This window comes from Xanthomonas cassavae CFBP 4642 (assembly GCF_000454545.1).
In the GTDB taxonomy this organism is placed as follows: domain Bacteria; phylum Pseudomonadota; class Gammaproteobacteria; order Xanthomonadales; family Xanthomonadaceae; genus Xanthomonas; species Xanthomonas cassavae.
In genome coordinates, this window is sequence record NZ_CM002139.1 from 4238125 (window position 1) to 4262627 (window position 24503).

Here is a 24503-nt window from a genome sequence, read left to right on the forward strand (position 1 = left end):
CTCCGTTGAACAGGACGCCTCCAGCGACCTCCTGCACCTTGCCGAACGGGGCGATGCTGCTGCTGGCGGTTGCATTGGGATCGCTCCCCCAGACCTCGTCCTGGTTTGAACCGATCCTGCAGCAACAGGACGATCTGGCGCATCTGCTGAGCTGGGAACAAGGCAAGCCGCTGGATGAAAGCCGCGCCGAGATCGCATATGGCGCCAGCTTCATCGAGTGGTTCGCGGAAGAAGCCCGGCGCGTGTATGGCGAGGTAATCCCGTCTGACAGGCGCGGCCGCCGCCTGATCGTCCTGCGCCAGCCAGTCGGCGTGGTGGCGGCGATCACGCCGTGGAATTTCCCCCATGCCATGGTGACCCGCAAGGTAGGCCCGGCCTTGGCCGCCGGATGCACCGTGGTGCTGAAACCCGCTTCCGAAACGCTGCTGTCTGCACTGGCACTGGCTGAACTGGGCGCACGCGCAGGCCTACCGGCCGGCGTGTTGAATGTAGTGACCGGCACCGATGCGCGCGCCATCGGCGGCGTGCTGACGGCGAGCCCGCTGGTGCGTAAGCTTTCGTTCACCGGTTCCACCGGCATCGGGCGCCAGCTGATGCAGCAGTGCGCACCCACGGTCAAAAAGCTCAGCCTGGAGCTGGGCGGCAACGCACCATTCATCGTGTTCGACGATGCGGATCTGGAGGCGGCAGTGCAGGGAGCGGTCGATTCCAAATTCCGCAATAGCGGGCAAACCTGCGTCTGCACCAATCGCCTGTTGATCCAGGCCGGCATCTATGAGGCATTCACCACGCGCCTGGTGGCGGTGGTGCGGGCGTTGAAAGTAGCCCCGGCCAGCGACCCAACCGCCCAGCAGGGTCCGCTGATCAATGCCGCTGCGGTCGCCAAGGTGCAGGCGCATATCGCCGATGCAGTGACCGCGGGCGCCACCGTGCTCACCGGTGGCAGCCCGCATGCGCTGGGTGGCAGCTTCTTCGAGCCCACCGTCCTGGGTGGGGTAAAGGCGCAGATGCAGGTGGCGCGCGAAGAAACCTTCGGCCCGCTGGCACCGGTGTTCCGCTTCGATACCGAAGCCGATGCCATTGCGCTGGCCAACGACACCGAATTCGGTCTGGCCGCCTATGTGTATACCCGCGACCTCGGCCGTGCATGGCGCATGGCCGAATCGCTGGAGTACGGCATGGTCGGCATCAACGAGGGCCTGATTTCCAGTGCGGCAGCGCCATTTGGCGGCATCAAGCAGTCCGGCCAGGGACGTGAGGGCTCGCGCCATGGCATCGAGGACTACACCGAGCTGAAATACCTGTGCCTGGGTATCGGCGCCTGAGCGAAATTGCGCTTGCACCTGCGCTGCAACGCAATCGTATGGCGAGCCACAGACCGGCCCTGCGCGAATCTGCGGTGATACAGGCGCGCAGCGAACTGCAAACGCGGTAGGCCAGTAACGGCCCGCCATCGGCGTGGACTCCTGCATGACAGACGCAGTCATGCCGCTCTCGCATCGGCGCTGGCATCAGCTCCGGTATCCAGACAGCGGCGCATGCTGCTGCATCAGGGCAGCGACCCAGTCGATGAAGACGCGCACCTTGACGCTGACATGCCGATTCGGCGGAAACGCCACATACAACGGCATCGGGTCCACCTGCCAGTCCGGGAAGATGGCGACAAGATCGCCGCTGGCCAACTGCTCGGCCGCCATGTAAGTGGGAAGCCACAACAGCCCCATCCCGGCCAGACCGGCGGCCAGGTAGGCATTGCCGTCGTCGGTGGCCACCACATGGCGCACGTGCATCTGCACGGTCTCCTGCGCCCGATGCAGCACCGGAACCAGGGTCTTTCCGGCTGCCGCACGCATGAAGCCGACGCTGCGGTGATGGCTGTCTTCCAGCCCGTGCGGATGCTCGGGCACCCCGCATTGCTGCAGATAACGGGGCGCGGCGTAGATGCCGGCCTGTAGCTCTGCCACCTTGCGCGCCACCAGCGACTGATCGGTGATCGGCCCACCGCGCACCACACAATCCACGTTTTTCCCGATGACATCCACGGTCCGATCGCTAACGCCCATGTCCAGTTGGATATCCGGATAACGCGCATGGAAGGCCGGTACGTCCGGCATCAGGATCAAACGCGCCAGCGGACTGGGCACATCCACCCGCAGCCGCCCGCGTGGAACGCGCGAGGCGTCGGACAGGCTGGTTTCCGCATCGTCCATGTCGGCCAGCAACCGCACTACGCGCTCGTAGTAGGCCACGCCGTCGGCAGTGACCGCCACACGACGGGTCGTGCGGTTGAGCAAGGTCACCCGCAGGCGCGCCTCCAGCTGCTGCACCAGTTGGGTGACGCTGGCGCGGCTCATCTGCAAGGTGTCGGCGGCCTTGGTGAAACTGCCGGCCTCAACCACACGTGCAAATGCCTGCATCGCGTCGAACCGGTCCATCGTCACTCCTGCACGCCAAGATTGTTTGGATTCTACAAACAGTGTTGGTTGAGACCGCGCATTTATCGCGCGCCTGCAGGCGTTTAGGGTGGGGCTCCGTTCTTTATGTCGTCCAAGGAGAGCTCCATGGCAATACGTGACGTTGTGTTTCCGCAGGGCCGCCATGCGTTGTACGAGCGCCACCGGTATTCGCCGGCGGTGCGTGCCGATGGCTTGATGTTCGTTGCCGGTCAGGTCGGCAGCCGCGAGGACGGTTCACCCGAGCCGGACCTGGATGCCGAGATCGCGCGGGCGTTCGACAATCTCGATGCCGTGCTCAGCGCCGCCGGCTGCACCACGCAGGACGTGGTGGATGTCACCTTGTTCATGGTCAACCCCGAGGTGGTCTTCGACGCTGCCTGGGAGCGCTGGGCCAATTACTGGGGCCCGGCGCCCTACCCCACCGTGACCGCCGTGGGCGTGACCTGGCTGGCCGGCTTCCGTTTCGAGATCAAGGTGATCGTCAAATTGCCCAAGGCCGACCGGTGATCGCACTGCACGGCGCCCCGGGCGGCAGATAGCCAGGGGCGCTCATCGGGCGGCGTCCAATGCTCGCCACGTGCGGGGCGCCCGTGCGTGGCGCTACGGTTGTTGCCGTCCCCGCCAACGGACGCAATCCATTTCGACAGCCCGGCGGCGATTGGGCAAACGCGGCAAGACGCATGTCAGCGCCGCACAGGCGTTGGCGAGCAGGTACCTCAAGGCTTGGACAACAACGTCCGGATCACCCTTCGAGAGCGCCATTCAAGACCCCCCATCGCAGCGATAGCAGCCAACCATCGTTCATTTCTGGATCTTTTCACCAGTCTTAATGGCTCAGTGGCGCTGTAAAAAACCTCGCTAAAGCAAGTCGGCAGGCGGCCGCTACCGGTGACATGAGCGCCGAGACGCTCATCCCTGTTATGCCGTGTGCGTCCACGACGTCACGTCCGTCACTCTTCAGCCGAGATTGCAATGAAATTGACCGTCAAACTGCTCAGTGGCGCGATTGCCCTGGCCGCGTCGACCTGCGCCTACGCGCAGGAGGAGTCCATGTTCACCTTCAGCGGCTTCGGCACGCTGGGCGTGGTGCATTCGACCGAAGATCAGGCCGACTTCACGCCCGACATCCAGACCGTGGAAGGCGCCGGTGCCAGCCACTCCACCTCGGCCCGCCCGGACTCGCGGATCGCCGGCCAGGTCAATGCTAACTTCACCGACAAGTTCACCGGCGTACTGCAGGTGACCAGCGAATACGCCGAGCGCGGCGATTACGATCCGAAGGTGACCCTGGCACACGTCAAGTACCAGTTTGGCCCGCAGTTCGCTGCCCGTCTGGGCCGCATCACCGCACCGCTGTACATGCTTTCCGAGTACCAGCGCGTGGGCTATGCCACCCCATGGGTGCGCCCGCCGTACGAGGTCTATAACTACCTGTTGCCGATGGACGGCATCGAAGGCGTGTACACCATCAATGCCGGCGAAAGCGTGGTCAGCGTGCAGGGCTTCTACGGCCGCATCAATTCCAAGAAGGCCGACGTGTACGCCATGCGCGGGCTGGCCCTGGGCCTGGAGTCGGGCGCGTCCACCTTCCGCGCTGCCTACATCGTGGGCACCACCGATTTCGACACGCCGCAGCTGGAGCGCCTGTTCTCGGTCTACCAGCGCATCAATCCGGCACTGGCCGACCGCATTTCCACCTATGGCGTGGACGGCAGCTTCGCCAGCGTTGGCTAGGCCTATGACCCGGGCACCTGGTTCCTGCGCAGCGAAGTGATCCAGGCCGATTACTCGCCTTCGCTCAACGGCAAGACCACTGCCGGGTATCTGAGCGTCGGTGGCCGCTTCGGCACGCTGACTCCGTCGATCACCTACGCCAACGTCGACCGCAAGGGCCCCACCGTCACTGCGGGCCAGGACCCGGTCGGCGTGATGCGCCGCGCCGTGGCACAGGCCGAAAGCGGCCGTCACAGCTTCACCGCCTCGTTGCGCTGGGACGTGCGCGAAAGCATGGCCGTCAAGCTGCAGGCCAGCCACATCAACAACAACGCCGGCTCGTTCGGGTCGTTGAACAACATCCAGCCGGGCTTCCTTCCGGGCGGCAGCTACAACCTGCTGTCGGCGTCCGTCGACTTCGTGTTCTAAGAGAGCCCCCATGAATCTTTCCAAGTCTCTGGCAGGCTGCGCGCTTGCCGTGTTGTCGAGTGTGGCGTTCTCGGCCAGTGCCGATGTGGTGGTGGTGATGGCGGCCAAGGGCGGGCCGGACAGCCTGAGCGCGGCGCAGGTGTCGCAGATCTTCCTGGCCAAGTCCAACAGCCTGCCCGGCGGCGGCGCTGCGGTGCCGATCAACCAGGAAGAAGGCGCCGCCACGCGCGATGAGTTCTACAAGAAGGTCGCCTCGCGCGATGCGGCGCAGCTGAAGTCGTACTGGTCGCAGCTGATGTTCACCGGCAAGGCCCAGCGTCCCAAGCGCGTCAGCGGCGACGATGCGGTCAAGAAGGCGGTCGCCGCCACGCCGGGGGCGATCGGCTACATCAGTGCCGCCGCCGTGGATGCCAGCGTCAAGGTCGTCCTGAAGCCGTGATCCGCCCCCTGCTCGAGAGTCACATCATGCGCCGCATTCTGTCGTTACCGTTGTTCTGGAAAATCCTGATGCCGGCAGCGGTGGCAATCATTTGCCTATCGGGCTATGTCGCTTTCAGCACGCTGGTGTTCCACCGCAACAACGACCGCCTGGAAGCGGTACGCGACGTGCATTTCCCGATGCTCGATGCGATGACCCGCAACGTGGCCGCGCTGGACAAGCTCATCAGCGGGCTCAATGGCGCGGCCGCCGCCGGCGATGCGGATATGTTGGCGGCCACCAAGCCGGTGGCCGACGACATCCACGTGTCCTACCTGAAACTGCAGAAGGCCGATCCGGCCAATGCCAGGGAGCTTGCCCAACTGGGCAAGCAGTTCGACGACTACTACCGCCTGGCCCATGGTGTGGCTGCCGCATTCGTGGAGCAACGCGAGCCCGATGCGCAGCAGATGAGTGCCATGGCACCGGCGCTGCAGACCTACCGCACCACCCTCACCGCCATGCAGAAGCGCGCCGATGCGCGCTTTCGCGGGACGGTGCAGGAGGCGGTGGACAGTTCGGTGACGGCCAGTATCGGTGGCCTGGTGCTGGGCCTGGTCGGCGCGGTGGTGTGTATCGGGTTTGGCTGGATCGTCGCCCGTGCCATCACCCAGCCACTCAACCGTGCGGTGGGCATCGCGCATGCGGTGTCCTCGGGCAAGTTGGACAACACGATCTCGATCGACCGCAACGATGAAGTCGGCCAGCTGCTGCAGGCCATGGACAGCATGCAGCGCCAGCTGCGCCGGGTGATTCAGGCGCAGACGGAAATGGGCCACAAGCACGAGGCCGGCATCGTCAGCCACCGGATTGCCGAGCAGGAATTCCCCGGCGAATTCGGCACCATGGTGCGCGCCAGCAACCTGCTGGTGTCCAGCCATATCGCGGTCACCATGCAGATCGTGGCACTGACCGAACGCTATGCCGCTGGCGATCTGTCCCAGCAGCTGGAGGCGTTGCCGGGCGAGAAGGCGGTGATCAGTCAGTCGATCAACGATGTGCGCGCCAGCCTGCTGTCGATCAACGGCGAGATCAAGCGTCTGGCCGCCGCCGCGGCTGCCGGCGACTTCAGCGCACGTGGCGACGAAACCGCCTTCGAGCACGATTTCCGCCAGATCGTGATCGACCTCAATCACTTGATGAGCACCTCGGACAAGAGCCTGGGCGAATTGTCGCGGGTGCTGCGGGCCATTGCCGGCGGCGACCTGACCACGCGCATGCAGGGCAACTTCGCCGGCGTATTCGCGCGCATGCGCGACGACGCCAACACCACGGTGGAACGCCTGACCGATATCGTCGGGCGCATCCAGCATTCGTCGGCAGAGATCGATACTGCTGCCGGCGAGATTGCCGCGGGCAATCAGGATCTGTCGCGGCGTACCGAGCAGCAGGCCGCCAACCTGGAAGAAACCGCTGCCTCGATGGAAGAACTCACTTCCACCGTCAGGCAGAACGCCGAACACGCGCATCAGGCCAACGAACTGGCACGCAACGCCGCCGGCGTGGCGTCCAGGGGTGGCGAGGTGGTCAGCCAGGTGGTGGGCACCATGACCGGCATCGAAGCCTCGTCGAAGAAGATCGCCGAGATCATCTCGGTCATCGACGGCATCGCGTTTCAGACCAACATCCTGGCCTTGAATGCCGCGGTGGAAGCCGCACGCGCCGGTGAACAGGGCCGCGGCTTCGCGGTGGTGGCAAGCGAAGTGCGTACCCTGGCCCAGCGCTCGTCCGGTGCCGCCAAGGAGATCAAGGAGTTGATCGACGCCTCGGTGGGCAAGGTGGCCGAAGGCTCGGCGCTGGTGCACAAGGCCGGTGCCACCATGACCGAGATCGTGGCCAGCGTGAACAGTGTCACCGACATCATGGGGCAGATCACCGCAGCGTCCAGCGAGCAGTCGGCCGGCATCGAGCAGGTCAACCAGACCGTCATCCAGATGGACGAAACCACCCAGCAGAACGCCGCCCTGGTGGAAGAAGCCATGGCCGCCGCACGCGCGATGGAAAAGCAGTCCAGCACCCTGACCCAGCTGGTCTCGCTGTTCCAGCTGGAGCCTGCAAGCGCGCAGCACCTGCAAAGAGACGTTGCATAGTCGATTGACCGATCGGCGTCAGACGCGTCACTGCCCTCCCTCCGCTCAACCTGCGGATGGAGGGCTTTTTGTATCCGCTGACCGTCACCATTGACGACCCGGTGATCCGGCAGCCGGGCCTGGCGCGCCGGACCTCGATGTCCACGCAGTGACGCCTGCCGTCCCAGCTCCTGGCCTTGCCAATTGTCGATCGGCTACTGGCGTAGCCCCGGCTGCCACAGGTGCGGCGGTCCGCCGCCGGCGCGGCGGCGCACGGCTGCAGACGCGTGACCTGCCGCCGCTTCCGCGCACAAGGCATAACCAGATGCTTATCGCCTTCCCGTCGCGACCGGAAAATATGCGGTAGAAATCACGCTTTTATCGCAAGAATGGTGCGACCGCACATTCCTCACGCATACGTCACCAATAAGCAACATTGGCATGCGATAGCTGTTGTGCTCGTTAGACAGCGAGCACAACCGTCCCCTTCCAGCGCGCGTTCGCTGAGCGTCGACCTGCTCTCCCGCAGTCGGCGGTGGCGTCGTGCGTCCGATTGATTCCCAGGAGATTCACTCCCATGCGCTTACGGACCCTGTTTATCGTTCTGCTGCTTGCCGCTGTCAGTGCCACCGCAAACGCCCAGGTCGTCACCCTCAACAAGGGCGGCTACGCGCTGCGGTATGACTGCACCAACCGCGCCGCGCTGCGCTACGAATACGTGCTGCAGGCCGACACCGGCTCGGCGGCACGTCCGTCCAGCTTCAACCTGGATACCGAATTGCCCAGCGGCTGCGCCGGACAGACGTCCACCGCATCGTATGCCAGCGTGCGCACCGGTTACGACCGCGGTCATCTGGTGACCTCCAACCACATGGATTACAACGCCACCTACATCCGCCGCGCCAACCTCATGAGCAACATCGTGCCGCAGGTGGCCAGCTTCAATCAGGGCATCTGGGTACGCGCCGAGAACGTGGCCGAGTGCTATCGCGACATCGCCAGCGTGCAGGTCTATGGCGGGGTGATCTACAGCGACACCAGCAACGATTACTTCCTTTCCAGCCACGGCATCCGCACCCCGGATTTCTTCTGGAAGACCATCATCACCGCCAATCCCGGCGGCGGCACCCGCGCCATCAGCTGGCTGATTCCCAATAGCGCCAACCTGGGCTCGCTCGACAGCTACATCGTCAGCATCGACGAACTCGAAGACCTCTACGGCGCCAGCACCATCGGCATCACCGCGCCGGCGGCGGTCAAGGCGATGCTGCCCGCCACCACCTGGCCGCAGCCGAGCAACTGCGACCTGGGCTGAGCGAGGCTGAGTTAGGCGATCTCAGTGCGGGTAGGCCTGCTGATGGGTCCACCCGCACGACGCTTTGCAGAGGCTGCTGCCCTAGGGAGCCTTGTCGATGGCCGCAAACCATGCAGCGTAAGGTGTGTTCTTGACCAGATGGCGGTTGAAGTCCTTCGCGCCATCGTTCCACCACACCGGGCCGCGCTCTCCCAGGGCCACCTTGGCAGCATCGACTGCCCCGCGTGCTGCGGTCAGTTGCGCCCCATCGCCGCTGCGCTTGGCTGCCTTCACCGCACGGCGCGCGTCCATCAGCGCAGCGACCAGTGCCGCGCGCGCATCGTCGCTCAGATGCGGATCGCTGGTGCGCCACAGCCGCCCGCGCACGATGAGGTAGCGCCCGTCCGGCGTGGTGATGGCTGCCGTGGCCCCCCTCACCGCTGCCGCGCCACGAAGACGGTGGACATGGCGCCGCCGGCCTTCCTACACGACCGGTGCAAAGCGCGGCTGCAACACTCCGTCAACGTCCACGTGCTCGAAGAACATCGCATACGGCCGCACCCACAGGCCGCCGTCGCTGTCGAGAGGCCGGTACAACACCAGCGCCTCCAGCGTTTCGCTGCTGCGCACGACATCCAGAACCTCGTACCGGCCGCCCTTGAAGTGGCGATACCGGCCCGGTGCGATCGTGGGTAATGGCGGCAAGGTGTCCATGGCAGTCGCTGCGGTCCAGGGCATGCCAGTGTAGGCGGACAGCGGCACCGGAAGCGATCGGGGACGGGCGCCACGTCACCGGGTTTCTCATGCAAGACTCGGGGCTGCGGCAGTTCGTCCAACTGCCGCCTCGTCCACCGGAACGTCTGTGTTTGCGGTGCTGCCGTGTAAATCACCACGACAGGATCGCCAATTCCCTGCCGGCACCGTGCATCAGCGGCATGAGATCGGTCATGCAGCACCCGCTGTCGCGCGTCGCAGCGGCGTTGGAGCCGAGGTATCTATGTCTTATCGTCCCTGTCGTCTTCGATGCTGTCGTCGTCATCGATCTCGGTGTCCTGCGCAGGTCCGTCCTGTAGTGGATCTTCGCGCTTGCCGGGCGCGTTCATCCCAGGGGGCGACACCGGCTCATCGATGCGAGGCTTGCCGTTCTCGTTGGTGCGCATGGTTCAGCTCCCGCGGCGGAAGGCCGCCCGGCCCACCTTCCTCTCGGGGCCGTGACGCGCACGTGTGTCACGAGCGCGACTGTCGCGTGCGGTCAGCCGACGAAGCGCATGCGCCAGTTCGGCCGCTCGACCGGGGATGGGCCATGGTCTACCTGCTGCCGGACCTGATTTGATCGAAGGGAGCCTGCCGAGCACCTGCAACCGTTCCTACTTCAGCTGAGATTTCCGGTGTTGACGCGGCGCATTGCCGTCACGCACGGGGCGTTGGCCTGCTCTTCACCGGGTCAACCCAGCCGGCGCAGCGGCGTGCCCGGCCGCAGCGTCAGTGGCGGCAGTGCTATTGCGCAATGACACCGCGCCTGGCCAGAATCGCATGGATCGCATGCGCATACCTGTCGCGCTCTGCGGGCGTTTCGGAATGATAGGCGCCCACGGCAACCCAAGTATTTCCGTATTTGTTGGTCATCTCGCGCAGCCGCCAGGCGGCGACATACACACTGACGCACGGCTGCATCAACGCGTCCCTGGAGATCCCGTAGCTGGAAAGACGGCGTAGATGGATCGAGTTGATCTGCATCTTTCCGTAATCGATCGTGCCGTTTCTGTTGCGATGGATCGCGTCTGCGCGACCCCGTGATTCCTGCCACGCAATGGCGCGCAGCACCCATGGATTGACATGCTGATAGCCGGCTGCTTCCTCGAAGCAGTCTGCGTGTGCGAGCGGCGCCAAGCACAGCAATGCCGCCGCAATCAATACCCCTCGCCGAAGGCCAGCTGCCTGCCCGGACTGCAGCACGTAGCAATGCTCGCCCGCGGGCGGGATCTTGAACAGCATTTCCCGATGCTGTGGACGCCCAACACAGCCGTCGTACAAAGACGGACACATGGACGGCCTGACGGCTTCTGTCATATCTGTCACCTGATCGTCGTTGATTCCAGCAACGGCGCGGGGTGGACACGTGTTTCCAGTTGATCCAACACCCCGCTCGATCGCAATACCATAACGGCGCCTTGCGCAAGTGCACGCATGTCACACGAAACATCCATGACAGAAGCGAAAATACGGCACGCGTGGCTGCAATGCAGTCTGTTCCGGCGTATTCCTCGGCATTCTCCCACCGTGGCATTCGCAAGCAAAGGCGCGCTTTCGCGTCTTCGCAGATGACTCGCCGTTGCCTCTTCTACCTTGCGGGCGGGGCAGTGCAGTGTCCCCATCGCGGGCTTTCCGTTGCAGCTCTACTGCAATCCGCGATGTCCCCAGTTCAACCACATGAGACGGGAATCACCATGAACTCATCTATCGGAAACAACTTCTCGAATTCCAGCAAACTGCAGACGATGGGCATCGGCCCCCAGCTGCCCCCCGATTCCGGTCAGCATCCGTCCTCGGCTGACTCCGAGCAACAGCTCGATCAACTACTCGCCACGTTCATCATGATGTTGCTACAGCAGAGTCAAGGCAGCGATCCCGAGCAGGAGAGCGGAAACGACCAACCGCAGAGCGGTCAGGACGGCCTGAGTTCTTTGACGCAGATGCTGATGCTGATCGTGATGCAGATGCTGCAGAACCAGGGTGGTGCCTGCATGGGCGGTGGCGGTTTGGCTGGCAGCAGCCTGGGCGGCAGCGGTCTGGGTGGTGGTTTCAATGCCACCCTGTCTGGCGTCACCGGCCAGGCCTGATGGACAACGCGTGCAGGCTGTCGGCCCGACCGCCAGCCTGCATGTTCTGACCGGGTGAGGGCACCCTGAAGCTTTCAGGGCGAGACGATGTGCGGAGTGAGCAAGAACAACCGCTGCAGCCGTGACCCGCTCTGCTGGCGATGCTTGAACAGGTTGCCGACCAATGGAATCCTGGACAGCCCTGGCACCTTGTTCAGATCGGTCTGCTCGCTATCGGAGGCATAACCGGCGATCAGCAGGCTCTGGCCCTCGTTGACGAACGCCTGCGTGGTGATCTCGCTGGAAGTGATGACGGGAATGCCATCGACCGTATTGGCGCCCAACTGCCCGTCTTCAATACGTACATCCAGGCGCATCTGTCCGTTGGGCGAGCCCGGCACCACACTCGGCAGCACGCGAAGCGACACGCCTGCCGCCAGGTTGTAGAGGTCTGCGGACGCGTAGCCGCTGACCCGCACGAATGCCTGCTGCTTGTGATCCATCACCGCTTCCACGTTGTCCAGCGTCGCCACCTGTGGGGTGGAGACGATCTTGGCCTTGTTGGTCTGCTCCAACGCCGACACACGCGTCATCAGGTAACGTCCCGCATCACCCAGGACCGCCGTCAAGGTGCCACCCAACGGAGTGTCGGCACCCGCCGCTGCCGCACCGCTCAATGCGCCATCGTAGCCAAGCTGACCGCCGCGCCCGTCGCCGGTCTGCACATCGACACGCCGGCTGTGGAACCGCCAGTCCACGCCAAGATCCTGCAGGGCGCCATCGCGGATCTCGATGATGGTCGCATCGATCTGCAGCAGCTTGGGACGGTTATCGAGCTGCTGAATCAAGCTGCCGTATGCAGCCATCCGCTCCGGGCGGTCGCGAATGAGAATGGCGTTAGTGCGCGGGTCCGCTTCGATCACCGGGGCATCGGAGGCGGGGTCGCCGCCGCTGCCGGCGTCTAGCGCCACCGGCGCATCGCGGCGAGCCTGGCTCATCTCCGGCCATACGCTGGCCGGCGCGTTGGTGCCACTACCCGGCAAGGGCGGGCTGACCGGCACTCGATCGGACGATGACCCACCGCCGAACCACGACGCGGGCAAGCCGAGGATGCCGCTGCTACCGCTGCCGCCGCCATTCTGGCCCTGACCGTTGGTGCCGAAGGTATTGGACGAGCTGCCGCCGATCGGTTGCACCCGACCGAAATTGGCAGCCGGCCCGGGCAGCGCCGCCGTGGGCGCGCCACGCACGCCGTACATGCTGCGCAACAGGCTGGCCATGCCTGGCACCTGGACATCCTGTCCGCCGATGCGGGTACTGTGATCGGCCGCCTGTGCGTAGTGCAGCTGAAAGACCTGCACCTCGGTGGCATCGCGTTGGCGCGCGCCCTGTTCGACCTGCTTGGCGATCGCGGCGACAGTATCCACGTAGCCCGGCGGGCCGGACACGACCGCCACGTGCGTCGCCTCGTCGTAACGGACCGGAAAGCGCGGATCGTCCAGCCGCATGCGGGCCAGCGCATCGCGCAGCGCGCTCGTCGACGCGGCGCCAAGATTCAGGGTTGCGTTCTTGGTTTCGTTGGCGCCCCAGATCCTGAGCACGGCGCCGTCGTAATACCAGACGAAGCCGAATGTTGCAGACAAATCATCGAGGAATTTCTGTGGGCTGGCCTCGAACTTGCCACTGAGCGTGCCGGTCACTTCCGGCGAAATCCAGGTGGTGATGGATTGGCTCGCGGACAGGTCGCGCAGCACGTCCTTGAGATCCTTGTGGTCGGCGACGTAGTTGAAGCTGCGCGAATGCCACGGCACCTGTGCGGCAGTGGCCTGCGGCGGCAGCAACGGCAGCAGGCCGAGCAGCAACGCAGCGGCCAGTGGCGCACGTCGATGGCAGTGAACTGGAGTACAGGCATATGCCATGGCATTCCCTCTGCGAGGCAAGTGAAAGAAGTCGATGTGGCGGCGCCTGGCAGGCAGGCTGCGGCCGGGGATTACCTAGCGGATGCAGCGCAGTGCGGCGTATACAGCATCGGGCCGCACCGTGGGATGGTGCGGCAAGTGTAGGCAGCACATGGCGGTTGATGTCTCAACAATGATCAATTCGATGCGCCCCCTGCGCCGCCGACGTTGGCAGCATCGTGCAACTGCTGCTGGAAATGCAGGAAGCCGAGTGCGTCTCCGGATTGCGCGATGAACACGCTGGTCAGCAGTGCGAGCAGCAGCAGCGCCAATACCCCACGGATCGGCTGACTCAGATTCGACGGCTCCAGCTTGTCGGCGGCGCGCGCCACAAAGCCGATGGCCAGGTCCACCAGTACCAGCACCAGCATCAGCGGCGCGGACAGCTTCACGATCGCGGCCAGCATGCCGTCGGTCTGCTGAATGACGAAGGCTTCGGCAACCGCCCCCATGTCCGGCGTGAGCTCGCTCAGCGGCCACCAGCGGAACGATTCGAACAGCGCACCGAGCAGCATCAGCATGCCGCCCAGCGCATAGAAGGTCACAATCGCCAACTGCATCAACACCGTGGAGACCGGCGTGCTCTGCTCACCGCTCAGCGGGTTGGTCATCTGCACGTTGTTGTAGCCGGACACATCGTCGATGAGCAGTCCCACGCTTTCGGCAACCCAGAACACGGTTGATGCGGCAAACCCGATCAGCAGTCCGATGAAGGCTTCCTTGAATACCAGCCCGACCAGGCCGGTGGCTTGGATCCTGGCCAGCGCATTGGCCGGCTGTCCGTAAGCGATGAACGAACTCAGCACGTAGATCACGCCGTTGCGCGCCATCCCCGGAAGACTGTCCTGCGCCGTGGCCGGCAGCACGAAGAACATCACGAACACGCGCACACCGCACAGCGCCAGCAGGGCCAGCAGCGACACGCCCTGGGATGACAGCGCCAGCAGCGCGGTGGCGGTGTCACTCATTGCTGCACTCCGCGCGTGACACGATGCATGCGCAACCCGACCAAGGCCTCGATCGCGTCTTCCTCCTCGGCCGCTTCGCGTTGGGCTTGCCGGGCACGTTGCGCGCTGGCGGCCTTCTCCGCATATACATCCGCCTGCGCCTGCAGCCTGCTCGCTGCCTGTTGCACCGTTGCGACCTCGTCGCGCGCGCTCTGCAGCGCTTGCGTTGCCGCGACCAGCGCCTGCCCTGCAGCGTGGCCGCGCTCTTCCAGCACTGTGCGGAAGCGCGCGTGCTGCACGATGGCATCGACAGCAATGGACTCGCCCCCGTCGGTCTTGTCGGCCAGGCCAGCGTCGAACGCAGCCAGGCGCGTGGCGCAGGCTTCGGCTTCCCGACTGCAACTGGCGCGCTCGCGCTCGCATTGCTCCAGCGCATGCTTGCAGTCGCTCAGGCGCGCCTGCATGCGCTCGCAGCGGCGCGCCTTCAGCTGCTGCAACGTCGCCCAGGTGCCGGCATGCTCACGCATCGTCGATCACGCCGGCGAGCTGCTCCAGGGTGGCGTCATAGTCGCTGAGCTGGTCGGTGGGCTGGCTGAGGAAGTCGCGGATCGCATCGATCCTGGCGATCGCCTCATCGGCGACCGCGTCGCTGCCCTGGCGATATTCGCCGACCTGCAGCAAGGTCTCGACCTCCTTGTGCTTGGCCAGCAGACGCCGCAGCTGACCGGCATACTGGCGTTGCTCGGCAGATACGATCTGACTCATTACCCGGCTCAGGCTTCCCAGCACATCGATGGCCGGGTACTGGTTCTTGGCGGCGATTTCGCGCGAGAGAATCAAATGGCCATCCAGGATGCCTCGCACTTCTTCGGCGATTGGATCGCTGCCGGTGTCGTCCTCGGCCAGCACGGTATAGAAAGCGGTGATCGAGCCGTTCTCGCCCATGCCGGCACGTTCGAGCAGGCGCGGCAGTTCGGCAAACACCGACGGCGGGAAGCCGCGACGCGTGGGCGGCTCGCCGGCGGCAAGACCGATCTCGCGTTGCGCGCGGGCAAAGCGCGTCAGCGAATCCATCATCAGCAAGACACGCATGCCTATGTCACGAAAATATTCGGCGATGGCGGTGCCGACGTAGGCCGCCTTGGCACGCTCGATGGATGAGCGGTCGGAGGTGGCGCACACCACCACGCTGCGCGCCAGACCGTCCTGGCCAAGAATCATCTCGATGAACTCACGCACTTCACGCCCGCGTTCGCCGATCAACACGATCACGTTGACGTCGCACTGCGTGCCGCGCGCGAACATTCCCATCAAGGTGCTCTTGCCGACGCCGGCTGCGGCGAAAATGCCCATCCGCTGGCCTTCGCCCAGCGTCATCAGGCCATCGACGATACGCACACCGGTCGGCATCGGCTGTTCGATCAGGCGCCGGCGCATCGGATCCGGCGCCTGCGCCTGGATCGGTACCCAGCCTTCGCCGGCAACCGGTCCCTGGCCATCGGCCGGCTCACCCAGGCCATCAAGCACGCGTCCCAGCAATGCCGGCCCAACCGGCACCGCCAATGGGCGCCCGGACCCAATCACGCGCGTGTCGCGCGACAATCCCACCAGTTCGCCAAACGGAGCCAGCAACGCCAGATGGCGGCTGAAGCCCACCACTTCGGCGCGCTGCAACAGCGTGCCATCGCGCTGGCGCAATTCGCACACCTCGCCCAGGCTCACCTGCACGCCGGCAACTTTGAGCATGGTACCGATCACCTCCACCACCTTGCCGTAGCGACGGCCGAAAGCCAGCGCGGCCAGTTCGCGCTCGATCGCCACCTCCAGCACCGGTCTCTCAGCGGTCATCCGTCACCACCTGTGATGCGGCCAGGAGGCGGCGGACGACTCGCTGGATGCTGCGTAGCTGATCGCGCAGATCGACCTCGAAGACGCCGGTATCCCATTCGCACACACACGCACCCAGGGCCACCTGCGCGTCACCATAGAGTTCCACCGCCACAGGCCAGCCTGCGGCCGCCGCAGCTGCGTCGAAGGCCCTTCGGGCGTCGTCAAGCGCATCGGGATGCACGCTCACCCGCAAGGCCTTGGCCTCGTCCAGGGCGCCATCCAGCGCCTGGGCGGCGCGCGCGTACAGCGCGGCGGGATCGTGTCCATGCAGGACCTGTTCGCAGGCCTGCGCGACGATCCCTGCCAGGCGCTCGCGTGCGCGCTGGGCGGCCTCGTCGGCCGCGAAGGCATGCCGTACACCCCGCTCGTTCCACGCGTCGAGCTGACGGCGCAGGCCCGCGGCATAGCCCAATCGTGCGCTGCGCTCGGCCTTGTCCCGAGCGATGTCGAGGATCGCCGCGGCCTGCTGTCGAGCATCGTCGATCAGCGCCTGCGTTTGCTTCTGGGCGTCTGCCAGCGCCTGTGCGCAACGCGCGTGCACCTGCGCAGCTGCAGCGTCCAGCTCCAGCACACGGGCCAATGCTTCACGGGGGATAACGTCGCAATCCAAGCCGACTGCCTCCGGCGTGGACCTTAGCCACAGATGCATGACAGCTCCGGCAACAGGCTGGGGAGCGCTTGAAGAAACGCATCGCTCGCGCCATCTGCAACGACGGGCGCCACCTGGGCTGCGTCCAACGGCAAGGACAGCGCTATCAGTTTGGAAATGCAGGGGTCGGGCCAGACGCCATCGGCTGCCAAGCGACGCCAGCCATCGCCGATCCATACCGCCTGGTCAGCATCGCGTGGCAACAGTGGCGCGCTCAGGCCAGTGACCGTGCGATGACGCACATACTCAAGCACCGCCGGTCCCACCCGCTGCTCGAACCAGTTCAGGCGCTCGCGCTCGATGCAGCGGCGCAGCGCCAGTGGGCGCGAAAACAAGGCACGGCTCATCAACACCTTGCCAAGCAACTCCGGCCCGAGCACGGCAAGCCGGCTGGCCAGCGGATCGAGCGCTGAGACTTGCATCCTCGTGCATCCAGTCCAGCTCTGGATCACGCGCACACGACGCTGTGCAGGCGCGCGACTCCACCCCAGCGCAGCGACCGGACCCAGCCAGTGGTCTACCCGGCCCGCATCCAGCGATTGCGCCAGGGCGGACACCGCCGTCATCCATTGTTGAAGCCGCCGTGCCGCAGTGTCGATGCGTGCGTTGTCCATCCACCGGCCTCACCCAGCCTGCTTCCTGGTCAGCTCGCGCAGGCGCTGCCAGCCTGCCCAGCGGTGCGCATTGGCGTTCGGCCACCGATACAGCGCCACCATGCCCAACGCAACGCACAGCGCCAATGCGCTTCCGGCCAGCCACGGCCACACGCGGGCGTGCGCAGGCGCCGATGCCGAAGGCTGCGCATCGCTTTCCACCCCACCTGGCACCAGCGTGACGCTGACGTTCTCATAGGTCAGTCCTTCCACGCTGTGCATTACCAGCGTCTTGATACTGGGCACCAGGCTGGTCATGTCGCTACCCACGCGAAACTTGATGAACACCGCAGCGCTGGAGGGCTTGACCGAGGTGGACAGCGGATCGTTGTTGGGGAGCACAATCTGCACATCGGCTGCGATCACGCCGTCGATGTTCGACAAGGTCTGCGACAGTTGCTGCGACACCCCATAGATGAAGCGAACGCGCTCTTCGGTTGGCGTTGAGATCAGGCCGTCCTTCTTGAACATCTCGCCGAGATTGGCGTGCCGCTCATGCGGCATGCCATGCGCGCGTAGCACCTGCAACGCATAAGACACATGATCGTGCGGCGCGTTGATCGCCCAGGTCTTGCCGTCATCGGGCGTGACCTTTTCCGCATCCACCCCGGCAGTCAGCAGCACGGAAAGCATCTCGTTGGCGTCGTTCTCGGTCATCCCGGAATACAGCTGCTGGTCGCAGCCAGACAGTAGCAGTGCAAACAGCACCGCCCACACATAGCTGAGCTTTGGCATGCTATTGATTCTTGAACAGTGTCTGCACGGCGTTCTTGCCCGACTGCGCCACACCGACGCTGACATTGAGGTTGAAGCCGACCATTGTCAGCTCATTCATCAGCTTCATTTGCTGCGAGGCCATCTCCTGCAGGCCCATGGTCGGCGCCTGCATGCTGAAGGCATCGATATGCTCGCTGATGGTGCGCACACCATCGTCCTGCACGTCGACCATCCGGCTCACCATGCTCGGCTCTCCCACGCGCTGCATGGCTGGCGGTAGCGGGCTGGAAGACTGCATCAGCGCCTGAAAGCGGTTGACCAGCGCCTGGTTCGGCGCCGGCGGTGACAGCGCAGGCGTGGACAGGCCGGTACCGGCAGTGATCGGCGCGACAGGAGAGATGATCGTCATGGAATGTCCGTCCGCAGGCTAGGCGAAGTTCAGGTCAGGCGCGCAGATACTGCGCACTGGGAATCTCCATCGGTGCCGGGGATTCAATCGGCACCTGCGCTGGAACAGGGGTCGGCGTGTGCCGCCCGGACAGCGCCTTGACCAGGCCAACCGCATCGGCGTCGGCGTCCTCCTCGATCAACCCCTCTGCAACGCCATGCCATGACGGGTCGCCAACCGCAAACAGGCAGCAGGCGTACAATGCCTTGCACAATGGCTTGGAACCGGCGTCGGCCTCCAGCTCGCGCAGCATCCGCGCGCCCTCCAGATAACTGCCGCGCTTGATCGCAATCCAGGCATCGAAGGTATCCAGCGCCTTCAGCTCCGGCCGCAGTACCCGCACGGCGGCCAGCACCGCTGCGGCCTCTTCGAGTTTTTCGTGGGTCAGCCCGACCGTGATCAATTCGATCAGCCCACTCACGACCGAGCCGGGACATTCGATGTTTTCCATACCGCACCTCGTCATTCAATGGCTGTGGACAGCATGTGTGCGTAACGTACGCGTCGGCGCCAGCCACGACTTTTCAGAAGCGAACATCGGAATACCATCGCGAACAAACACATCGCGCTTCGTCCACCCATGCACACGTTCGCCCTGGAAGCCGATCGCCTGGCGATGGATCGACCAGAATCGGCGCGCAGCAGCAACGGCCGGAGATCGCCATGTCGGATGAGAAGACCGAGAAGCCGACCGGAAAAAAACTACAGGACGCGCGCAGGGATGGAGAAATACCGGTCAGCCCGGACGTCACTGCCGCCGCCGTGCTGCTGGCCGCGTTTTTGGTGATGAAACAGGCAGGCAGCTATTTTGTCGAACACCTGCACGCATTGATGTCAATTGGTCTCGATTTCAGCACCAATACGCGCGATGCCACCGCCTTGAATCGTGCGCTCGGTCGCATCGGCATCCAGGGATTGATGCTGTCGCTGCCCTTCGTGGTCGCATGTCTGGCGGCCGGATTGATCGGCAGTTTCCTGCAGACCGGATTCAATGCCTCGCTCAAACCGGTCACGCCCAAGTTCGATTCGCTCAACCCCGTGAACGGCGTCAAGAAACTCTTTTCGTTGCGTAGTTTCATCAACTTGCTGAAGCTGGGCATCAAGGCCGCGGTGATCGGCGTGGTGCTGTGGTGCGGCCTGCGCGCACTGATGCCGACGATCATCGGGCTCGCCTACCAGCCAACCCCCGACATCGCCCAGATCGGCTGGCGTGCTCTGGGTATTCTGTGCGTGCTGGCGGTGCTGGTGTTCGTGCTGGTGGGTGCGGCGGACTGGAGCGTGCAGCATTGGCTGTTCATTCGCGACAAACGCATGAGCAAGGACGAGCAGAAGCGCGAACACAAGGACAGCGAAGGCGATCCGAAACTGAAGGGAAAGCGCAAGGAATTGGCCAAGGAACTGATCTTCGGCGACCCGCGCGAGCGTGTCACCAAGGCCAAGGTGATGGTGGTCAACCCGACCCATTATGCCGTCGCGCTTGCCTACGAACCCGACGGCTTCGGTCTGCCGCAGGTAGTTGCCAAGGGGGTGGACGACGGTGCGCTGGAACTGCGTGCCTATGCGCACACCCACGGCATTCCGATCGTGGCGAACCCGCCATTGGCGCGTGCGCTGCATCAGGTCGAACTGGGCGAGGCAGTTCCAGAGTCGCTGTTTGAAGCGGTGGCGGTGGTGCTGCGCTGGGTCGATGCGCTGGGCCGCGACAACGATGACGGCAGCACTCCGCTGCCCTGCTAGGAGACCGCATGCGCCTGACACGCTATTTCGCATACACCGGTGAAGTGGCGATCGCCGCCCTGGTGGTGGCGGTCATCGGCCTGATGATCCTGCCGTTGCCTACCCCGCTGATCGACACACTACTGGGCATCAACATCACCCTGAGCGTGGTGCTGCTGATGGTCACCATGTATGTGCCCGACTCGATCTCGCTGTCCTCGTTTCCCTCGTTGCTGCTGTTCACCACGCTGCTGCGGCTGTCGTTGAACATCGCATCGACAAAATCGATCCTGCTGCATGCCGAGGCCGGCCACATCATCGAAAGCTTCGGCGAGCTGGTGGTCGGCGGCAACCTGGTGGTGGGCCTGGTGGTGTTCCTGATCATCACCACGGTGCAGTTCATCGTGATCGCCAAGGGCTCCGAGCGCGTTGCCGAAGTCGGTGCGCGCTTCACCCTGGATGCGATGCCGGGCAAGCAGATGAGCATCGATGCCGACCTGCGCGGCGGCAACCTGAGCGCAGACGAAGCACGCAGCAAACGCGCGCGGCTGGCGATCGAGAGCCAACTGCACGGCGGCATGGATGGCGCGATGAAATTCGTCAAGGGCGACGCCATCGCCGGCCTGGTGATCACCATGGTGAACATCCTGGCCGGCATCGTGGTGGGCGTGACCTACCACGGCATGAGCGCCGGCGAGGCCGCCAATCGCTTTGCGATCCTGTCGGTGGGCGACGCGATGGTGTCGCAGATCGCCTCGCTGCTGATCTCGGTGGCGGCCGGCGTGATGATCACCCGCGTCGCCAACGAGAACGAGGCCAGGATCAGCTCGCTCGGGCTCGAGATCGGCCGCCAGCTCACCGGCAATGCGCGCGCCTTGCTGGCGGCGAGCGTGCTGCTCGCCTGCTTTGCGTTCGTTCCGGGATTTCCTGCGGTACTGTTCCTGCTGCTGGCGGCGGTAGTGGGCGCAGGCGGCTATACGATCTGGCGCAAGCAACGCGATGTCAGCGGCAGCGATCAGCACACGCTGCCATCGACCAGCCGCAAGGGGGCAAAGGGCGATGCGCCGCACATCCGCAAGAGCGCGCCGGATTTCGCCTCACCCCTGTCGGTGCGCCTGTCGCCGCAACTGGCTGCGCAGCTCGACCCGGCGCTGCTGGACCAGGCGATCGAGAGCGAGCGCCGACAACTGGTGGAACTGCTGGGCCTGCCGTTTCCGGGAATCGCGATCTGGCAGAGCGACTCCCTGCAGGACCTACAGTACGAAGTGCTCATTCACGACGTCCCGGAAACCCGCAGCACGTTGAGCGATACCGCGGACCTGCAGAAAGCGCTGGCCCAACAGGCCATCGCACCACTGCGCGCACGTGCGCATCTGTTCGTCGGCATCCAGGAAACGCAGTGGATGCTGGAGCAGGTGAGCGCGGACTATCCCGGGCTGGTGGCAGAGATCAACAAGGCCATGCCCGCCCAGCGCATCGCCGATGTATTGCGCCGGCTGCTGGAAGAACGCATCCCGGTGCGCAACATCAAGAGCATCCTGGAGAGCCTGGTGGTGTGGGGGCCGAAGGAAAAGGACCTGCTGATGCTGACCGAGTATGTGCGCTGCGATCTCGGCCGTTATCTGGCGCACACGGCCGCCGCAGGCACCGGGCAGCTGCCTGCGGTGATGCTCGACCACGCGGTGGAACAGTTGATCCGGCAATCGATTCGCGCCACGCCGGCAGGTAATTTCCTGGCCCTGCCACCGGAGCAGGCCAACCAGCTGGTCGAGCAGGTGGAACGCATCGTCGAAGGTCGGGCACAGTATCCACTGGCCGTGGTCGCATCGATGGACGTGCGGCGTTATGTCCGCCGCATGATCGAGGCGCGCCTCAACTGGCTGGAGGTGTACTCCTTCCAGGAGCTTGGCGCAGAGGTGCAGCTGCAGCCGATCGGCAGAGTGGTGGCCTGATGCGCAAGCCACCGGTTCGCCACGTGCGCATCCTGCCTGTCACCGGTGCACCGCTGCAGCCGCACATAGCGCCCACACCGGTGCGCGCGACGCAGCGTGTCAGTTTCATGCAACTGCGCCGGCGTCTGGGCAGCGTGCTGCCCGGGTTGCCGGACATGGTGTTGCCGGAGGATGGCGACGATGCTCCGCCGCTGCCCGAAACGACGGAGGCTGCCCGCGACGGTCACGACGCTGCGCAGCCGCCAGACGCGCCAGCCTGCCTGGATGACGGCAATCGTGGACAGGTCGCCCGAGGCGAGGACACCGACGCGCTGGGTCGGCAGATCGCCGCCGAGTGGATCCGCACCCAACGTGCGCAGATGGTCATCCATCACATCGCACTGCGGGTGGCCGAGTTCTGCAATGCCACGCCGGTACGCGGCGCAGGAATCTGGGAGGCGTGGCTGGAGATCAACCACGACATCCTGCCGCAGACCACACTGTTGTTGCGGCTTTCGCCAGACCAGCTATCGCTTCGCTTCGACAGCGGCTCGCCCGAGACGCGCGAGGTACTTTGCAATGGAAGAAGGCGCCTGGATACCGCATTGAAGGCCGCGCTCAGCGACACGCTTCAGATCAGCATCGAGATCGTCTAGCGCCGCGCGTGCAGCAGAACAGCCATGTCGAAGGACCCAGTCTTGTCAACCGAGCTGAGACCAATGCCACCGGCACGCCACTTGCCGCAAGCGCTGTCCCATGTGCCAGCTGCGCGGGCACGCCTCGGCAGACTGTTGTGCGATCCACGTACCGCGCGGCATTGCGGCTTCACGACACAACACCGCGGCATTCGGGCTGCGGACGCGGCACGCCTGCAATTGGAGCTAGATGGCGGAAGCCTCGAGTTGCGGATCGCTGCACGCGATGGCCTGGCACTGCTGTTGAACGAACCCGATGACGCGCTGCGCGTGGCAATCGCCGGCGTGCTGTTGAGCGATGAACTGCATGCCTTCGCACCGCTCGGGCTGGGCACTGCCGAGATCGTCGCTTTCGAGCGCTGTGCAGACGCGGCCGATCGCCTCGATCTCGGCATCACGCTGGGCCGCATCGATGCGATCGCTGAGACCGCAAGCCCGCCCCTACTGGCCGCACTGCAAACGGCTGTCATTGCGCTGACGGCGCCACTGCCGCTGCCGGCCTGGCTGAGCGCATTGCGGGCGACCACACGCCTACGTATCGGCCAGCGCACTGCTCCGGCGGCGCTGCTGCAATCGCTGCGCACGGGCGATGTACTGCTGCATGCGCTGGCCCCGCCCCCCGTGTGCAGCGGCGAGCTGCTTTGGGGCGTTCCTGGAGGTGCGGTATTGCGCGCCTCGGTGCGCCTGAACCTGCAACAGATGATCTTGGAGACTCCCCCAGCGATGCAGCACGATACGCCCGAGCCCGACGCCTGCTCGTCCGCCACCGATGTGGCGGCACTGGAATTGCCCGTGCACCTGGAAGTGGATCAACTTGCACTGTCTGTGTCGGTGCTGTCGGGCCTGCAGCCCGGCCAGATCCTCGAACTGTCGGTGCCGGTGGATCAGGCCGACATCCGTCTGGTCGTCTACGGCCAGACCATCGGCATCGGCCGGCTGCTGGCGGTGGGCGAACATCTTGGCGTGCAGATCCTCAGCATGTCGGAGACTGCGCATGCAGATGCCTGATGTCGGCTCGCTGCTGCTGATCGTCATCATGCTGGGCCTGCTGCCCTTCGCAGCGATGGTGGTCACCTCCTACACCAAGATCGTGGTGGTGCTCGGCTTGCTGCGCAATGCCATCGGTGTGCAGCAGGTGCCGCCCAACATGGTCCTCAACGGCGTCGCCTTGCTGGTGTCGTGCTTCGTGATGGCGCCGGTGGGAATGGAGGCGTTCAAGGCAGCGCAGACCTACACTCCCGGCGCAGACAACAACCGCGTCGTGGTGCTGCTGGACGCCTGCCGCGAACCGTTTCGGCAGTTCCTGCTCAAGCACACACACGAGCGCGAGAAAGCCTTCTTCATTCGTTCGGCGCAGCAGATCTGGCCCAAGGACAAGGCCGACACGCTCAAGCCGGACGATCTTCTCGTATTGGCACCGGCATTCACACTCAGCGAGCTGACCGAGGCATTCCGCATCGGATTCCTGCTGTATCTGGTCTTCATCGTGATCGATCTGGTAGTGGCCAATGCGTTGATGGCAATGGGTCTTTCGCAGGTGACGCCGACCAACGTGGCCATTCCGTTCAAGCTGCTGTTGTTTGTGGCGCTGGATGGCTGGTCCATGCTGATCCACGGCCTGGTCTTGAGCTATCGGTGACG

25 protein-coding genes and 1 pseudogene are annotated in these 24503 nt (G+C 64.6%); 12 read left to right on the top strand and 14 right to left on the bottom strand.

The genetic code is table 11. The features are described from left to right. The first annotated feature begins 74 nt into the window (after positions 1 to 74). The gene (locus tag XCSCFBP4642_RS0118760; RefSeq protein ID WP_266104012.1) at positions 75 to 1325 is read left to right on the top strand and encodes an NAD-dependent succinate-semialdehyde dehydrogenase; all 1251 of its coding nucleotides are present in this window, start codon (positions 75 to 77) and stop codon (positions 1323 to 1325) included. 186 nt (positions 1326 to 1511) lie between these two features. Here the strand turns inward: XCSCFBP4642_RS0118760 and XCSCFBP4642_RS0118765 are convergent, their stop codons facing one another. Next, on the bottom strand, positions 1512 to 2435 hold the full coding sequence (locus XCSCFBP4642_RS0118765; RefSeq protein ID WP_029221125.1) for a LysR family transcriptional regulator: 924 nt from the start codon (positions 2433 to 2435) through the stop codon (positions 1512 to 1514). A gap of 126 nt (positions 2436 to 2561) precedes the next feature. Here XCSCFBP4642_RS0118765 and XCSCFBP4642_RS0118770 point away from each other — a divergent pair, with 126 nt between their 5' ends. From XCSCFBP4642_RS0118770 to XCSCFBP4642_RS0118795, 5 genes and pseudogenes are all read left to right on the top strand, one after another. Beyond that, positions 2562 to 2963 carry a Rid family hydrolase gene (locus XCSCFBP4642_RS0118770; protein WP_029221126.1) on the top strand — a complete coding sequence of 134 codons (402 nt, stop codon included), beginning with the start codon at positions 2562 to 2564 and terminating at the stop codon, positions 2961 to 2963. 465 nt (positions 2964 to 3428) lie between these two features. Further along, positions 3429 to 4598: pseudogene (locus tag XCSCFBP4642_RS25290) on the top strand (hypothetical protein). A 10-nt stretch (positions 4599 to 4608) separates the two neighbouring features. Then, positions 4609 to 5037 carry a type 2 periplasmic-binding domain-containing protein gene (locus tag XCSCFBP4642_RS0118780; RefSeq protein ID WP_029221127.1) on the top strand — a complete coding sequence of 143 codons (429 nt, stop codon included), beginning with the start codon at positions 4609 to 4611 and terminating at the stop codon, positions 5035 to 5037. Further along, complete coding sequence (locus tag XCSCFBP4642_RS0118785) at positions 5034 to 7166, top strand: methyl-accepting chemotaxis protein (RefSeq protein ID WP_029221128.1); 2133 nt, start codon at positions 5034 to 5036, stop codon at positions 7164 to 7166. The genes XCSCFBP4642_RS0118780 and XCSCFBP4642_RS0118785 overlap by 4 nt, the downstream gene beginning before the upstream one ends. A gap of 556 nt (positions 7167 to 7722) precedes the next feature. Further along, entirely contained in the window at positions 7723 to 8460 is a 738-nt protein-coding gene (locus XCSCFBP4642_RS0118795; protein WP_029221129.1) for a DNA/RNA non-specific endonuclease, read from the top strand. Between the two features lie 81 nt (positions 8461 to 8541). On the opposite strand, the gene XCSCFBP4642_RS0118800 is transcribed toward XCSCFBP4642_RS0118795, so the two are convergent. From XCSCFBP4642_RS0118800 to XCSCFBP4642_RS0118815, 4 genes are all read right to left on the bottom strand, one after another. Then, on the bottom strand, positions 8542 to 8877 hold the full coding sequence (locus tag XCSCFBP4642_RS0118800; RefSeq protein WP_029221130.1) for a hypothetical protein: 336 nt from the start codon (positions 8875 to 8877) through the stop codon (positions 8542 to 8544). Between the two features lie 45 nt (positions 8878 to 8922). Next, on the bottom strand, positions 8923 to 9153 hold the full coding sequence (locus tag XCSCFBP4642_RS0118805; RefSeq protein ID WP_029221131.1) for a DUF1653 domain-containing protein: 231 nt from the start codon (positions 9151 to 9153) through the stop codon (positions 8923 to 8925). Positions 9154 to 9434: 281 nt separating this feature from the next. Further along, complete coding sequence (locus tag XCSCFBP4642_RS29520) at positions 9435 to 9599, bottom strand: hypothetical protein (RefSeq protein ID WP_167331397.1); 165 nt, start codon at positions 9597 to 9599, stop codon at positions 9435 to 9437. Positions 9600 to 9936: 337 nt separating this feature from the next. Continuing rightward, on the bottom strand, positions 9937 to 10434 hold the full coding sequence (locus tag XCSCFBP4642_RS0118815) for a lytic transglycosylase domain-containing protein (protein ID WP_228325681.1): 498 nt from the start codon (positions 10432 to 10434) through the stop codon (positions 9937 to 9939). A 452-nt stretch (positions 10435 to 10886) separates the two neighbouring features. Here XCSCFBP4642_RS0118815 and xopA point away from each other — a divergent pair, with 452 nt between their 5' ends. After that, a complete protein-coding gene (gene xopA / locus XCSCFBP4642_RS0118820) occupies positions 10887 to 11279 on the top strand; it encodes a XopA/Hpa1 family type III secretion system protein (protein ID WP_029221133.1) in 393 nt (130 codons plus the stop codon). Positions 11280 to 11353: 74 nt separating this feature from the next. Here xopA and sctC read toward each other — a convergent pair whose 3' ends face one another. From sctC to XCSCFBP4642_RS0118865, 9 genes are all read right to left on the bottom strand, one after another. After that, positions 11354 to 13177 (bottom strand): type III secretion system outer membrane ring subunit SctC, encoded by a 1824-nt coding sequence (sctC, locus tag XCSCFBP4642_RS0118825; RefSeq protein WP_029221134.1) that lies wholly within the window; start codon positions 13175 to 13177, stop codon positions 11354 to 11356. Between the two features lie 176 nt (positions 13178 to 13353). Next, a complete protein-coding gene (gene sctT / locus XCSCFBP4642_RS0118830; protein ID WP_029221135.1) occupies positions 13354 to 14184 on the bottom strand; it encodes a type III secretion system export apparatus subunit SctT in 831 nt (276 codons plus the stop codon). Further along, entirely contained in the window at positions 14181 to 14690 is a 510-nt protein-coding gene (locus tag XCSCFBP4642_RS0118835) for a type III secretion protein HrpB7 (protein WP_029221136.1), read from the bottom strand. The genes sctT and XCSCFBP4642_RS0118835 overlap by 4 nt, the downstream gene beginning before the upstream one ends. Further along, positions 14683 to 16011, bottom strand: coding sequence for a type III secretion system ATPase SctN (sctN, locus tag XCSCFBP4642_RS0118840; RefSeq protein WP_029221137.1), 1329 nt, complete (start codon positions 16009 to 16011; stop codon positions 14683 to 14685). Before sctN ends, XCSCFBP4642_RS0118835 begins: the two co-directional genes overlap by 8 nt. Then, positions 16001 to 16702, bottom strand: a complete 702-nt coding sequence (sctL, locus tag XCSCFBP4642_RS0118845) for a type III secretion system stator protein SctL (protein ID WP_029221138.1) — start codon at positions 16700 to 16702, stop codon at positions 16001 to 16003. Before sctL ends, sctN begins: the two co-directional genes overlap by 11 nt. After that, positions 16687 to 17316 carry a type III secretion protein HrpB4 gene (locus XCSCFBP4642_RS0118850; protein ID WP_029221139.1) on the bottom strand — a complete coding sequence of 210 codons (630 nt, stop codon included), beginning with the start codon at positions 17314 to 17316 and terminating at the stop codon, positions 16687 to 16689. Before XCSCFBP4642_RS0118850 ends, sctL begins: the two co-directional genes overlap by 16 nt. A 9-nt stretch (positions 17317 to 17325) precedes the next feature. Continuing rightward, the gene (sctJ, locus tag XCSCFBP4642_RS0118855) at positions 17326 to 18090 is read right to left on the bottom strand and encodes a type III secretion system inner membrane ring lipoprotein SctJ (protein WP_029221140.1); all 765 of its coding nucleotides are present in this window, start codon (positions 18088 to 18090) and stop codon (positions 17326 to 17328) included. 1 nt (position 18091) lies between these two features. Beyond that, a complete protein-coding gene (locus XCSCFBP4642_RS0118860; RefSeq protein WP_029221141.1) occupies positions 18092 to 18481 on the bottom strand; it encodes a type III secretion protein HrpB2 in 390 nt (129 codons plus the stop codon). Positions 18482 to 18515: 34 nt separating this feature from the next. Further along, positions 18516 to 18971, bottom strand: a complete 456-nt coding sequence (locus XCSCFBP4642_RS0118865; RefSeq protein WP_029221142.1) for an HrpB1 family type III secretion system apparatus protein — start codon at positions 18969 to 18971, stop codon at positions 18516 to 18518. 212 nt (positions 18972 to 19183) lie between these two features. Here XCSCFBP4642_RS0118865 and sctU point away from each other — a divergent pair, with 212 nt between their 5' ends. The 5 genes from sctU to sctR all read left to right on the top strand — a co-directional run bounded on the left by sctU (position 19184) and on the right by sctR (position 24501). Then, entirely contained in the window at positions 19184 to 20257 is a 1074-nt protein-coding gene (gene sctU, locus XCSCFBP4642_RS0118870; protein ID WP_029221143.1) for a type III secretion system export apparatus subunit SctU, read from the top strand. Positions 20258 to 20265: 8 nt separating this feature from the next. After that, entirely contained in the window at positions 20266 to 22188 is a 1923-nt protein-coding gene (locus XCSCFBP4642_RS0118875) for an FHIPEP family type III secretion protein (RefSeq protein WP_033898550.1), read from the top strand. Further along, positions 22188 to 22823 (top strand): type III secretion system protein SctP, encoded by a 636-nt coding sequence (sctP, locus tag XCSCFBP4642_RS0118880; RefSeq protein ID WP_029221145.1) that lies wholly within the window; start codon positions 22188 to 22190, stop codon positions 22821 to 22823. The genes XCSCFBP4642_RS0118875 and sctP overlap by 1 nt, the downstream gene beginning before the upstream one ends. A gap of 63 nt (positions 22824 to 22886) precedes the next feature. Further along, the gene (sctQ, locus tag XCSCFBP4642_RS0118885) at positions 22887 to 23870 is read left to right on the top strand and encodes a type III secretion system cytoplasmic ring protein SctQ (RefSeq protein WP_167331398.1); all 984 of its coding nucleotides are present in this window, start codon (positions 22887 to 22889) and stop codon (positions 23868 to 23870) included. After that, positions 23857 to 24501 carry a type III secretion system export apparatus subunit SctR gene (gene sctR / locus XCSCFBP4642_RS0118890; protein ID WP_029221147.1) on the top strand — a complete coding sequence of 215 codons (645 nt, stop codon included), beginning with the start codon at positions 23857 to 23859 and terminating at the stop codon, positions 24499 to 24501. The genes sctQ and sctR overlap by 14 nt, the downstream gene beginning before the upstream one ends. The last annotated feature ends 2 nt before the right edge of the window (positions 24502 to 24503 follow it).

Coding starts and splice junctions, on each gene's coding strand:
- XCSCFBP4642_RS0118765 (WP_029221125.1), bottom strand. CDS start 2,435: ATGGACCGGTTCGACGCGATGCAGGCATTTGCACGTGTGGTTGAGGCC.
- XCSCFBP4642_RS0118770 (WP_029221126.1), top strand. CDS start 2,562: ATGGCAATACGTGACGTTGTGTTTCCGCAGGGCCGCCATGCGTTGTAC.
- XCSCFBP4642_RS0118780 (WP_029221127.1), top strand. CDS start 4,609: ATGAATCTTTCCAAGTCTCTGGCAGGCTGCGCGCTTGCCGTGTTGTCG.
- XCSCFBP4642_RS0118795 (WP_029221129.1), top strand. CDS start 7,723: ATGCGCTTACGGACCCTGTTTATCGTTCTGCTGCTTGCCGCTGTCAGT.
- XCSCFBP4642_RS0118805 (WP_029221131.1), bottom strand. CDS start 9,153: ATGGACACCTTGCCGCCATTACCCACGATCGCACCGGGCCGGTATCGC.
- XCSCFBP4642_RS29520 (WP_167331397.1), bottom strand. CDS start 9,599: ATGCGCACCAACGAGAACGGCAAGCCTCGCATCGATGAGCCGGTGTCG.
- XCSCFBP4642_RS0118815 (WP_228325681.1), bottom strand. CDS start 10,434: ATGCTGTTCAAGATCCCGCCCGCGGGCGAGCATTGCTACGTGCTGCAG.
- xopA (WP_029221133.1), top strand. CDS start 10,887: ATGAACTCATCTATCGGAAACAACTTCTCGAATTCCAGCAAACTGCAG.
- sctC (WP_029221134.1), bottom strand. CDS start 13,177: ATGGCATATGCCTGTACTCCAGTTCACTGCCATCGACGTGCGCCACTG.
- sctT (WP_029221135.1), bottom strand. CDS start 14,184: ATGAGTGACACCGCCACCGCGCTGCTGGCGCTGTCATCCCAGGGCGTG.
- XCSCFBP4642_RS0118835 (WP_029221136.1), bottom strand. CDS start 14,690: ATGCGTGAGCATGCCGGCACCTGGGCGACGTTGCAGCAGCTGAAGGCG.
- sctN (WP_029221137.1), bottom strand. CDS start 16,011: ATGACCGCTGAGAGACCGGTGCTGGAGGTGGCGATCGAGCGCGAACTG.
- sctL (WP_029221138.1), bottom strand. CDS start 16,702: ATGCATCTGTGGCTAAGGTCCACGCCGGAGGCAGTCGGCTTGGATTGC.
- XCSCFBP4642_RS0118850 (WP_029221139.1), bottom strand. CDS start 17,316: ATGGACAACGCACGCATCGACACTGCGGCACGGCGGCTTCAACAATGG.
- sctJ (WP_029221140.1), bottom strand. CDS start 18,090: ATGCCAAAGCTCAGCTATGTGTGGGCGGTGCTGTTTGCACTGCTACTG.
- XCSCFBP4642_RS0118860 (WP_029221141.1), bottom strand. CDS start 18,481: ATGACGATCATCTCTCCTGTCGCGCCGATCACTGCCGGTACCGGCCTG.
- XCSCFBP4642_RS0118865 (WP_029221142.1), bottom strand. CDS start 18,971: ATGGAAAACATCGAATGTCCCGGCTCGGTCGTGAGTGGGCTGATCGAA.
- sctU (WP_029221143.1), top strand. CDS start 19,184: ATGTCGGATGAGAAGACCGAGAAGCCGACCGGAAAAAAACTACAGGAC.
- XCSCFBP4642_RS0118875 (WP_033898550.1), top strand. CDS start 20,266: ATGCGCCTGACACGCTATTTCGCATACACCGGTGAAGTGGCGATCGCC.
- sctP (WP_029221145.1), top strand. CDS start 22,188: ATGCGCAAGCCACCGGTTCGCCACGTGCGCATCCTGCCTGTCACCGGT.
- sctQ (WP_167331398.1), top strand. CDS start 22,887: ATGCCACCGGCACGCCACTTGCCGCAAGCGCTGTCCCATGTGCCAGCT.
- sctR (WP_029221147.1), top strand. CDS start 23,857: ATGCAGATGCCTGATGTCGGCTCGCTGCTGCTGATCGTCATCATGCTG.